This is a genomic window from uncultured Fretibacterium sp. (genome assembly GCF_938030725.1).
GTDB lineage: Bacteria > Synergistota > Synergistia > Synergistales > Aminobacteriaceae > Fretibacterium.
Map to the genome: position 1 here is coordinate 1 of NZ_CALHIQ010000043.1, position 11,418 is coordinate 11,418.

An 11,418-nucleotide genomic window follows, 5' to 3' on the forward strand; every position below is an offset into this window, starting at 1 on the left:
GTGATGGAACCAAGAATGGAAGGGTTGCTGCTGTCTTTTGACGAACGCTATCCCTGCTGGACACCCGCGATGCTGGCCCTGGCGGAGCTGGACCGGACGGCAGCCGACGACCTGACGCGCGAGGGGCTCTTGGAGTTCGGAGAGGGCGTCTACAGCCTGTCGCCGGCGGGCAGGGAGGCGTTTTTGAAGCTCGCGGGCGAGGCCTGCCTGCCCTCCAGGCCAGGGGAGGCCCCGGACAGGAAGCGGGCCGCCCGATGGGGAGAGCTGATGCTGCTCCTGGACAAGCGGCACCTTCAGCGATGGGGGGTGAAGGAGTACGTCGCCCCGTTCCGGTTCGCGCTACCCGACGTCAGGGGAGAGGACCTCTTCGTCATGGACGAGGCCGCTCCGGTCTGGCGTTACCAGGACGCGCCCGTCTTCAGGAAGATGGCCGAGGACTTCCCGGAGACGGGGGTGGCCGCTCGAACCCGGCCCATGCCGGGCGCGGAGGAGGTCCGTGCGTGGCTCGCGGCAAACGCCCCAGGCCTGCGGGACGCGGAGTTCGACCTGCTGTACAAGAGCCGCTACGACTTTCAGGCCTACGCGAAGTTCCCGCCCCTCCCTGCGGACCCCTGCGGCCTGTTCAACGCCGACCGTTTCCTCTTTGCCTTCATGCCCTCTCCCGCGCCGGAGAGCCTGCCCGAATACCTGAAAAAGGTCGGAGAGTTCCAGATGTTTCTGACGATGCTCAGGAGGCTCTACCTTCCGGGCTACGTGGACCTGGACGCGATGGATCAGGACGGCGTCAACTGGCTCCTCTTTGCCTTTACGGAGGAGCGGGACGCAGAGCGCTGCGCGAAGCTGCTGAGCCCGATCGCCGAGGCCCTTCCGGGGCCTGCGGCGCCCCTGGAGCTGTGGAGCGTCAGCCTCGAAGGGCTGCGGGACTACCCGGGAGGGCAGGCGGAGACGATATGGGATATCCTGCCCTTCGCGGCCCATTCCATCTACCGCCTCACCTGATTCCAATTCTAAATCACCGCAAATTCCTGTACCTTACATTAAGGCGGGAGGAAGGGCTGAGCGCTCCTTCCTCCCGCCTTGACGTTTGCGCCTTGACGAACGGCGAACCCCCTCAGGCCTTATCGCCCTCAGATGAAACGTCCGTGGCTGGCCCCGCGGGCTTCTCCACGTCCGGGGCGGAGCCCTCCACGCGCCGGATGATCTCCCGTATCTCGTCGCCCGTGATGGCCTCCTTCTCCTGAAGCACGCGCGCCGCTTCGTGCAGCGTCGCCTCGTGGGCCTTCAGAAGCTCCACCGCCCTCTCCTGCGCCCCGCTCACCAGGCGGCGGATCTCCTCGTCGATCGTTTCAAAGGTGCTGCTGCCCAGGTCCGTGCGGCTCTCGGCCTCATTGTGCAGGTAGGTCATGGCACGTCCGGCGTAGCGCACCGGCCCCAGGCGGCTCGACATGCCGAACTCCGTCACCATGCGCCGCGCCGTCTCCGTGGCGCGCTCCAGGTCGTTGGAGGCCCCCGTGGAGGGCTCCTTGAAGATCAAAAGCTCCGCAGCCCGGCCGCCCAGCAGCACCGCCAGGCGCGACTGCAGCTCCGCCTCCCCCACGATGTACTGGTCCTCCGTCGGCATCTGCATGGTGTAACCCAGGGCGCCCCGGGCCGTCGGGATGATGCTGACGCGATGTACCGGGTCCGTGCCGGGCAGGAAGCAAGCCGCCAGAGCGTGGCCCGTCTCGTGGTAGGCCACCCGCCGCCGCACCGCGGGCGTCAGGGGGGTCCTGCGCTGCAGGCCCGCCACCACGCGCTCGATGGCCAGGTCGAAGTCCTGAGCGGACACCTTCTCCGCCTTGCGGCGCACCGCCATGAGCGCCGCCTCGTTGGCGATGTTCGCCAGGTCCGCGCCCGAAAAGCCGGGAGTCACCTTTGCCAGCGCCTTGAGGTTTACGCTGTCGTCCAACGGAACCTCCCGCGTGTGAATTTGAAGGATCTCCTGCCGCCCTTCCTCCGTCGGCAGCACCACCTGGATCTGACGGTCGAAGCGCCCCGGGCGCAGCAGCGCCTGGTCCAGAATCTCCGGACGGTTCGTCGCCGCCATGATGACGACGCCCGTGTTGGGCGTGAAGCCGTCCATCTCCGCCAGGAGTTGGTTCAGGGTGTTCTCCTGTTCGCTGTTGCCCGTCATGGAGAGCGCGCGGGACTGCCCGATGGCGTCGATCTCGTCGATGAAGATGATGCAGGGTGCCTTCTTCTTGGCCTGCTCGAACATGTCGCGCACCCGCGCGGCGCCGACGCCGACGAACATCTCCACGAAGCTGGACCCCGTGATGAAGAAGAAGGGCACGCCCGCCTCGCCCGCCGTGGCTTTGGCCAGCATCGTCTTGCCCGTACCGGGCGGCCCCACCAGGAGGACGCCCTTCGGCAGCTTCGCGCCGAACCGATTGTACCGCTCAGGCTCCTTCAGGAAGTCGATGATCTCCCGAAGCTCCACCTCCGCCTCTCCCACGCCGCCCAGGTCCTTGAAGTGGACCCCCGTCATCTCGCCCTGCAGCTCCTGGGCCTTGCTGCGGCCGAAGGAGAGCACGCTGCCGCTGCCGCCGCTCATCCGCTTGAAGATGAAGTACCAGAGCAGGAGCAGGGGCAGGAAGGGCAGGAGCACGCCGAGGACCGTGTCCAGGATGGCGCCCTGCTGCGCCACGCCGCCGAAGGTGACGTCCGCGCTGGCGAGCTTCTCCACCAGGAGCGGGTCGAGGACTCGCACGACGTTCCGAACGACCGGGGCGGGGCTGCGGTCGAGGATGATCCCGCCCACGACGGGCCGGTCGTTGAGGTCGGAGCTGACGGCCTTCAGCCTGTACACGATGCGCTCCGCCGCCAGATCGACCTCGTCGATAGCTCCATTCTCGAGGTCCGCCAGAAACGTGCTGTACGGCACCTCCGTCCTGCTCTCCATGTAGGGCTTATAGACGAGGTCCGCAAAGAGCCACGCCAGGACGAGCGCCACCAGAAAATAACCCGCGGAGAACTTCTGCCCCTTATTCATCCGGTTCCTCCATATTTTTCGCCGTTTTCTCCATTTTTATGTCTATGCCAATCCGCAACCTACAGCCGCCTGCTGCGGATCAGGGCGATACCCCCCTCGTTACGTCGGGTGCGCCCCTTGATCCGCTCGAACTCGCTCCGCAGGTCCGACCGGCTGGCGTCGGACACCCCCATGCGGTCCAGCAGGAGGTTCAATCGCCCCTCCAGTTGCTCGATCTCCTTCGTCGAGGGCGGTATGGTGCGCCCCACCCCCTTCAGGCCGCTGACGGCGAGCTCCGCCACGAACAGCGCCAGCTCCGAGAGGTCCGCATCGCTCACCACGCCGCGTTCCTGCGGCTCCTCCGCCTCCTGCCGTCTGAAGGCGAACCAGAGGGCCACCGACGCCGCAGCGAGGCACAGGACGCCCACCCCCAAGTGGTCCAGGCAGACGAGTGCCCCCGTCGCTCCGGCGAACAGCCCCGCCAGAAACAGGCCCCAGCGCGCCATCCTGTTCACTCCCGATCGCGGGCTCACTGGCCCAGCAGCGACTCCGCGATAGCGGCCATGGCCCGCGCGCCGGGGAGCATACCCCGCTCGTCCACGTCGAAGCGCCCGTTGTGGTGCGGCGCGGTGATGTCCGCGCCCAGCGCCATGTAGACGGCCTCGCCGCCCCTCTCCTGCACGCGGCGCATGAACCACGTGGCGTCCTCGCTGCCGCCGGCTCGCACGACGTCCAACACGTTGCGGAATAGCCCCGAAGCCCGCAGCGCAGCGCCGACGCGCCGGATCAGTTCCTCGTCACCTCTGGCGGTCGTCCCCTCGCCCGCCTTGCTCAACTCCACCCGCACGCCGTACATCGTCGCCGCCCCCTTCAGGACCTCCTCGGCACGCCCGTAGACGTAGTCGGCCACCTCCTGCGTTTCGCCCCGGGTCTCCACCTTCATCAGCGCCTCGGCGGGGACGACGTTCCGCCCCGTTCCGGCCTGGAGCACGCCCACGTTCAGGCGCATGGCCCCATCCCGATGCGGCGCGATGGAGTGCAGCCCCAGCGCGGCCGTAGCGGCAGCCAGGAGCGCATTGCGCCCCATGTGGGGAGCCCCTGCGGCGTGGGCCGGCACGCCCGTGAAGCGCGCGTCGAGCTTCGTCGTGGCCAGGTAACCCAGCGAGTTCAGCCCGAAGGTTCCCGTCGGCACCCCGCCTCCGATGTGCATGGCCAGGAAGAAGTCCACGTCGTCCACGACGCCCTTCTTCATCATGGCGTAGGCGCCACGGCACCCCTCCTCGCCGGGCTGGAAGATCAGGCGCACCCGCCCGCAGAGCCGCCCCTTCATCTCCGCCAGGAGCTCCGCCACGCCGAGGCCGATGGCCGTGTGGGCGTCGTGCCCGCAGGCGTGCATCCGGCAGGGGTTGACGCTGGCGAAGCCCTCCTTCGCGGGACGGTGGTCGGGCGACGTGTCCTCTCCAACGTCCACGCAGTCCATGTCGAAGCGAAAGGCCAGCGTCGGTCCAGGGCGGCCCGTGTCCAGGTCCGCCGTCACGCCCGTGTACCGCCCCATCCGCTCGATCCAGCCCCGTTCCCCGCCCTGCTCGACGGCTCGGGCGATCTCCTGGTCGATCTCCGCCTCGGAGGGGCGCCCCATCACGGAGTCCTCGTCGATGACCTCACGCCCCGCCCTGGGGGCGTACCCCAGCTCCTCCAGCCGCGCCGCCACCAGTGCGGAGGTGCGAAACTCCGTCCAGGCCGGCTCCGGAAAGCGGTGCAGGTCCCGCCGCGTTTCGATCATCCTTCGCTCCAGTTCCTTCAAGTCCATCGCTCTCATCCCTCCAGATCCCGCAGGTCCGCTCACAACGCTCATCTTTATACTTTAGCACGACCGGCACTCCGTGGACAGGATGTTTGTGCTTAGACCGAGCTCCTTCAGCAGGGACCGGTCGGGATGGAGTCGGACAACACAAGGCCCCTCCGTCAGGAGGGGCCTTGTGTAAGGGGGAAGGATTCAGGTATGGATGAAGCAGGGGGACGCCGTAACGCAAATGTCTCGCGGGAACCTGGACGCGCCTTCCGCCGAGCGCAGGGGACTTCGGATGGGGACGACGGCTCACAGAAACATTTACACTTATTCTATCGCATACGGCTCCAAAATCCAACCCCATCTTTAAGTTTCTCAACGGATTTTGCCCCGAAACGCCAACGGCACGCCCCAACGATGAGGGAGCTTTGCCATCGGGTCAACATGCGCCCCTCCGAGGGGGAGGGGCGCACATAAGGGGGAAGGATACAGGTTTCGATGACGCAGGTATAGCCGCCCTGGAACGGGGAAGGAGGACAAGGTCCAGCAGCACGCCTCCACAAGGAAGAGGCGTGCCCCGCGGCACGTCATTGAAAAGCGGTTGTCAAAGACGGACTCAAAGGCCCGCTTCTTAATTCTATCGCAAGCGTCCAAAAACTCCAAGGATTTTTTAGGGTAACTTCAGTTTTTCGTGTGCCACCCCAAAGCGCTCCAAAAACGGGCTCTACAGCGGGGATTAGCCTCAAAACCAGCTTCGAAGGGGGCGCTCGCTCGCGAAATTTTTTTGCGCTTTTTTACGCATTTCATTGTACAATAAACGCCGAGGAGTTTTTCAGAACGTCTGGAAACGGAGAGAACGGAATGTCCATGAACATGAAGAGGATAACGGGGCGGGCGATCCTTGCCCTTTTGCTGGCCGCCGCGATCGGGGCCGTGCTGGCGCTGGGGGCGGACGCGGCAAGCAGTGCCAGAAAACGGGCCCGCCTCAAGAACGCGCCGCCGCCCGGCTGGCAGTTCGAGGTGGGCTACACGCTCTGGCGCGCCGAACGAGGGCTGGACGCCACGCCGCAGACGTGGAAGAAGTACCTGCGCGAGAGGAAGCGCCGTGCTCAGCAGGGCAAGCTCCGGGGGCTGGACTCCAGGCTCCTGAACTCCGTGGACTGGACGCTGGAGGAGCTGGCGGAGTTCCTCGAGGTGCAGCAGGAGCAGATGAGGGCGGACGACTAGCCCTGCAGGGAAGCGCTGCAACAGCGCTGTGAGAATAGAACGTTCATAACGAAAGGGCGGGACCCCTGCAGGCCTCCGCCCTTTCGCGTTTTCCTAGAGCTCCCGTTTCCACTTCGTGCCCTGGGGCGTGTCCTCCAGGACGATGCCGCGTTCCTTCAGTTGGGCGCGGATCTCGTCGGACCGGGCAAAGTCCTTCGCCTTGCGGGCCGCAAGCCGCTCCGCGATCAGGCGTTCGACCTCCTGGTCCTCGCCCTCTCCCGACTCCGCCTCGTCGGGGCCGATAACGCCCAGCACGTCGTCGTAGGTTCCCAAGGCCGCCTTTGCCGTCTCGAAGAAGGCCCTTGGGAGCGTTTCATGGTCCTTCAGGGTCGTGTTGATGAGGTGCACGACGTCGAAGAGGACGCCCAGGGCTGCTGCCGTGTTGAAGTCGTCGTTCATGGCGTCGGCGAACCTCCCCTCCAGCCGTTTCATCTCCGCCTCAAAGGCCGCCGGGTCCAGGTTCGACGCGTCGCTCTGACGGTTCTTCGCGGCGAAGTTCAGGTCGGACCGGCAGTTCCGGAGCCTCGCCACGCCGCTGGCCGCCTGTTCCAGCCCGGAGGGGGCGAAGTTGATGGGGCTCCGGTAGTGGGCGCTCAGCATGAAGAAGCGCAGCGCCAGGGGCGGGTACTTCTCCAGCGCTGCCCGTGCCGTGAGGAAGTTGCCGAGCGACTTGGACATCTTCTCGCTGTCGATGAGCAGGAAGCCGTTGTGCAGCCAGTAGCGCACGAAGGGCTTTCCGTTGGCGGCCTCGCTCTGGGCGATCTCGTTCTCGTGGTGGGGGAAGACCAGGTCCACGCCGCCCGAATGGATGTCGATGGTCTGGCCCAGGTATTTCGAGGACATGGCGCTGCACTCGATGTGCCAGCCGGGGCGCCCCCGGCCCCAGGGGCTGTCCCACGCCGGCTCGCCGGGCTTCTCCGCCTTCCACAGGGCAAAGTCCAGCGGGTCCCGCTTCTTCTCCCCGACCTCGACGCGGGCGCCGGCCTCCAGGTCGTCCAGTCCCTGCTGGCACAGGGTGCCGTACTTCGGCCAGCTTCGGACGTCGAAGTAGACGTCGCCGTTCGACACGTAGGCATGGCCGTTGTCCATGATCCTCTGAATCGTGGCGATGATCTCCGGAACGTTTTCCGTGGCGCGGGGGGCGACGGTGGGCGGGCGGATGCCCAGCGCCTTCGCGTCCTTCTGGTACTCCGCGATGAAGCGCTCCGCCAGCTCCGGGACCGTCGTCCCCTCCCGGTGCGCCCGATGGATCATCTTGTCGTCGATGTCCGTGAAGTTCTGAACGAAGGTTACCTTGTACCCCAGGTGCTCCAGCCATCGGCGCAGCACGTCGAAGACGATGAAGGGCCGGGCGTTGCCGATGTGAAAGTAGTCGTATACCGTCGGCCCGCAGCTGTAGAAGGAAACCTCTCCCTCCTTCAGCGGGACGAACGGCTCCTTTTTGCGCGTAAGATCGTTGTACAGCATCAGGCTCAAGTCAACAGCACCTCCGAAAAATGACGATTCGCCCCCGCCGGGACAGCGCGCTGCGGCCTCTCCGCACCGCGCGTTAATGAGTATAATAGTGCGGACAGGGCGGGCACATCCTCGCCCCGCGTCTATTGTACATGTTTTTCACTTTGATTCGGAGGTAGAATAGCCTTGTCCGCTAAAAATCAGTTTTCCCTGCTGACGACGAGCCGTTTTCTTCCGCTCTTTCTGACGCAGTTCCTTGGCGCCTTCAACGACAACTTCTTCAAGAGCGCCCTCATGATGTTCATCACCTTCCGCCTGGCGGACGAGTCGGGCTCGGACCCCCGCGTCATGGTCAACGTCGCGGCGGGGGCCTTCGTCCTCCCCTTCTTCCTCTTCGCCGCCCCGGCGGGCGACCTCGCGGACCGCTGCGACCGCGCCTTCCTCATGCGCCAGGTGAAGCTGGCGGAGATCTTCATCATGGCCGGCGCCGCCGTCGGGTTCTACCTCGGCGACATATGGCTCCTGATCGCCGTGCTCTTTCTGATGGGGGCGCAGTCCGCGTTCTTCAGCCCCGCCAAGTACAGCATCCTGCCCCAGCACCTGGCCCAGGACGAGCTGATCGCCGGCAACGGCCTGATCCAGATGGGGACCTACCTGGCCATCCTGAGCGGCGCCATCCTGGGGGGCATCCTCATCCTGCGCCGCGGAGGAATCTACGTGGTGGGGGGGACCGCCGTGTTCATCGCCGTCGCAGGGTGGCTCAGCAGTTGGTTCATCCCCCCGACCCAGCCCATCGACCCGACGCGCCGCATCTCCCCTCGTTTCTTCCGAAGGACATGGGAGATGGTCCAAAACATCGTCTCCATGCGGGAGGTCGTCGTCCCCATGCTGGCTATCTCCTGGTTCTGGCTCGTGGGGGCGACGTTTCTGGCGCAGTTTCCCACCTACGCGCGCCTGGTGCTGGGGGCAAACGAGAACGTGGCCACCTCCTTCCTGGCCATCTTCTCCCTCGGCATTGGCATCGGCTCCACGGCCTGCAACGCCCTCCTGAGGGGACGCGTCACAGCGCGCTTCGTGCCGGCGGCCGCCTTCGGCATCGCGGCGGCCAGTGTCCTCCTCTGGATGTTCAGCGACAGGCCCCCCATGCCGCCGGGGACCAGCCTGATGGGGCTCGGCGCGTTCCTCAAGACCCCCGCCAACTGGCCCATACCCCTCTGTCTCCTCCTCATCGCCTTCTGCGGAGGCCTCTACATCGTCCCCCTATACGCCGTGATCCAGAGCCGCGCCCCGGAGGGCTGCGTTGCCCGCGTCATCGCCTGCTCCAACATCTCGGACTCCATCTTCATGACGGCGTCCGCAGTGGGATCGAGCCTGCTCATCTCCTGGGGGTGGAGCATCGCCCAGATCTTCATTCTCATGGGCCCTCTGACGGCCATCGCAGGCTTCATGATCTACCTGCACCTGAACAACTCCGATGGCCAGATGGAAGGATGAAGACAGAACGCGCAGAATCGAAAAAATATTGTACAATATATTGAGGATATGGGTGACGACCGCCGTACCCGCCTCCCTGCCAGGGGCGGAGGGCGGTCCCCTTGAAAGGAGAGAGCACGAATGAGCGAGAACGGCGGCAAAAGGAGAGTTTCACTGCTTGTAAAGATCAGCATCGGCTTCGTTCTGGGCGTCCTCTTCGGCTTCGGGATCGGCCCGCTGTTGGGCACGTCCCCCTTCCTCAGCGGGTGGGTCATGCCCTTCCTGGACCTGGTGGGCAAGATCTTCCTGACCCTGCTGAAGATGATCATCGTCCCGCTGGTGTTCGCCTCGTTGGTGACGGGAGCGGCCTCCGTCGGGGACACCAGGAAGCTGGGGCGCATCGGCGTCAAGACCCTGGTGCTTTACCTCGTCACCACGGCGGTGGCCATCGTCATCGGCCTCATGCTAGGCAACGTGATCGACCCGGGAACGGGCATGAACATCCCCACCGGACTGAAGGCGGAGGCCAAGGAAGCCGTGCCGATCCTGGACGTCATCCTCAGCATCTTCCCCGCCAACCCGATCGAGTCCATGGTAAAAGCCAACATGCTCCAGATCATCGTCTTTGCGCTCTTCTTCGGCATTTCCTGCATCCTGGCGGGCGAGCGAGGCCGGAAGATCGCGGACTTCTTCGAGGGCGTGGCAGAGGTCATGTACGCCATGACCCGCGCGATCATGGAAACGGCCCCCTTCGGCGTCTTCGCCCTCATTGCGGTCACGGCGGCGAAGTACGGACTCGCCATTCTGGCGCCCTTCGCCAAGGTCATCGCCGCCGTCTACCTCGGCTGCATCCTCCACGCGGTCATCGTGTACTCCGGGATGATCTCCATGCTCTGCCGGCGCTCGCCCCTGTGGTTCTTCCGGGGTATCCAGGAGGCTGCCATCACGGCCTTCGCCACGCGCTCCAGCTCCGGCACCCTGCCCGTGACCTACAGCAACGTGCGCTCCAACCTGGGCGTTTCGGAGGGCATCAGCTCCTTCGTGCTGCCCCTCGGCGCGACGATCAACATGGACGGAACAGCACTCTATCAGGGTGTGTGCGCCCTGTTCGTGGCCCAGGCCTTCAACGTCCCCCTGACGTTTCAGATGCAGATCGGCATCATCGTGACGGCGACCCTGGGCTCCATCGGCACGGCGGGCGTGCCCGGAGGTGGGCTCATCATGTTGACGATGGTCCTGACGAGCGTGGGGCTTCCCATCGAGGGCCTCGCCCTCGTGGCGGGCATTGACGCCATCCTGGACGCGGCGCGCACCTGCCTGAACGTGGTCGGTGACACGGCCGTCTGCGCCGTCGTGGCGGTCAGCGAGGGCGAAGAGCTCCTCGGAGGGCGAGATCAGAGCTAGGGGCTCCAGGCGACCGGCTCTGACGACGATCAACGAAGGGACGGGCCCGATCGGCCCGTCCCTCTTTTGTGCTAAACGTCACTCCGCCGTCCTGTGGGCGCTTGCGCCTGCCATCATCGCCTCCAGCCAGTCCGCCAGCGCGTTGCCGTGCCGGAGGAGCCTGCCGTCGGTCGAGGTGAAGGCGTGCCGCGTGTACCCCTCCGCGGCCAGCTTGCCGTCCGCCGCACGGAACACGCGGCAGCGAAAGGTCACGCTGACCTTCGACAGCTCCACGACGCTCGTTTCGATCTCGATCTCGTCGTCGTAGCGCAGCGAGGCCTTGTAGCGGCAGTGGGCCTCGACCACCGGCAGCAGGATCCCTTGGGCCTCCCACCCCGTGAAGCTCCTGCCCTGAGCGCGACAGAACTCCGTCCGCCCCATCTCAAACCAATCCATGTAGCGCCCGTAGTAGGCGATGCCCATCTTGTCCGTTTCGCCGTACCGCACCCGGGTGCGGCAGACGAAAGCCCCTCTCCCGTCCATCATCCTGTCCTCCCAAAGGCACGGGACGCACCGTCCCGTCCGTCGTTTGAAGCCTATTTTAAGGGCGGCGGCCGGTGAATTCAAGGCATGAAGGCGCCCGCAGTCCCACGGATTATGATATAATCGCAGGCGCGGAGGACTGGCCGAGCGGTCGATGGCGGCTGACTTGAAATCAGTTGAGGTGCAAGCCTCCAGGGGTTCGAATCCTCTGTCCTCCGCCAGTCATTAAAACCGATGATTCCCTATTCTCTCAGAAACCCCGCTCACTAAGCGGGATTTTTTGTTTTTTAACTCCACAATAACCCCTATTGTTTTAGATGAAACTAGGATAAGATACGGGTACAAATTCGGGTACTTTTCCGAGAATCCATTTTGTACCCGTATCGAGGTGAAGATCATGCCGTTGACGGACGTTATCGTTAGGAAGGCGGAAGCAAGGTCGGCGTCCTACAAGCTGCCGGATGGGCGGGGGCTCTATCTCCTGGTCATGCCCAACGGC

General features: G+C 64.9%; 9 protein-coding genes and 1 tRNA gene. 5 read left to right on the forward strand and 5 right to left on the reverse strand.

What is annotated here, in order from left to right:
• The coding region (locus Q0629_RS02845; RefSeq protein ID WP_298778688.1) for a hypothetical protein at nucleotides 1-999 on the forward strand (999 nt) is incomplete at its 5' end.
• A gap of 112 nt (nucleotides 1,000-1,111) precedes the next feature.
• On the opposite strand, the gene ftsH is transcribed toward Q0629_RS02845, so the two are convergent.
• From ftsH to Q0629_RS02860, 3 genes are read right to left on the reverse strand one after another with little or no spacing between them, the layout of a single operon-like run.
• Nucleotides 1,112-3,031, reverse strand: a complete 1,920-nt coding sequence (gene ftsH, locus Q0629_RS02850) for an ATP-dependent zinc metalloprotease FtsH (protein WP_298778691.1) — start codon at nucleotides 3,029-3,031, stop codon at nucleotides 1,112-1,114.
• A 59-nt stretch (nucleotides 3,032-3,090) separates the two neighbouring features.
• Nucleotides 3,091-3,516: a hypothetical protein gene (locus tag Q0629_RS02855; RefSeq protein ID WP_298778693.1), complete on the reverse strand. Its 426-nt coding sequence runs from the start codon at nucleotides 3,514-3,516 to the stop codon at nucleotides 3,091-3,093.
• Between the two features lie 23 nt (nucleotides 3,517-3,539).
• The gene (locus Q0629_RS02860) at nucleotides 3,540-4,820 is read right to left on the reverse strand and encodes an amidohydrolase (RefSeq protein WP_298778695.1); all 1,281 of its coding nucleotides are present in this window, start codon (nucleotides 4,818-4,820) and stop codon (nucleotides 3,540-3,542) included.
• An 840-nt stretch (nucleotides 4,821-5,660) separates the two neighbouring features.
• On the opposite strand from Q0629_RS02860, the gene Q0629_RS02865 reads away from it, so the two are divergent.
• Nucleotides 5,661-6,026, forward strand: a complete 366-nt coding sequence (locus tag Q0629_RS02865; protein WP_298778697.1) for a hypothetical protein — start codon at nucleotides 5,661-5,663, stop codon at nucleotides 6,024-6,026.
• A gap of 93 nt (nucleotides 6,027-6,119) precedes the next feature.
• Here the strand turns inward: Q0629_RS02865 and cysS are convergent, their stop codons facing one another.
• Complete coding sequence (cysS, locus tag Q0629_RS02870; protein ID WP_298778699.1) at nucleotides 6,120-7,541, reverse strand: cysteine--tRNA ligase; 1,422 nt, start codon at nucleotides 7,539-7,541, stop codon at nucleotides 6,120-6,122.
• Nucleotides 7,542-7,706: 165 nt separating this feature from the next.
• On the opposite strand from cysS, the gene Q0629_RS02875 reads away from it, so the two are divergent.
• Together Q0629_RS02875 and Q0629_RS02880 are read left to right on the forward strand one after the other, a co-directional pair.
• Nucleotides 7,707-9,014, forward strand: a complete 1,308-nt coding sequence (locus Q0629_RS02875; protein WP_298778701.1) for an MFS transporter — start codon at nucleotides 7,707-7,709, stop codon at nucleotides 9,012-9,014.
• 120 nt (nucleotides 9,015-9,134) lie between these two features.
• A complete protein-coding gene (locus tag Q0629_RS02880; protein WP_298778703.1) occupies nucleotides 9,135-10,397 on the forward strand; it encodes a dicarboxylate/amino acid:cation symporter in 1,263 nt (420 codons plus the stop codon).
• 78 nt (nucleotides 10,398-10,475) lie between these two features.
• Here Q0629_RS02880 and Q0629_RS02885 read toward each other — a convergent pair whose 3' ends face one another.
• Complete coding sequence (locus Q0629_RS02885; protein WP_298778705.1) at nucleotides 10,476-10,922, reverse strand: acyl-CoA thioesterase; 447 nt, start codon at nucleotides 10,920-10,922, stop codon at nucleotides 10,476-10,478.
• A 130-nt stretch (nucleotides 10,923-11,052) separates the two neighbouring features.
• On the opposite strand from Q0629_RS02885, the gene Q0629_RS02890 reads away from it, so the two are divergent.
• Nucleotides 11,053-11,140: transfer RNA gene (locus Q0629_RS02890), tRNA-Ser, on the forward strand.
• Nucleotides 11,141-11,418 lie beyond the last annotated feature (278 nt).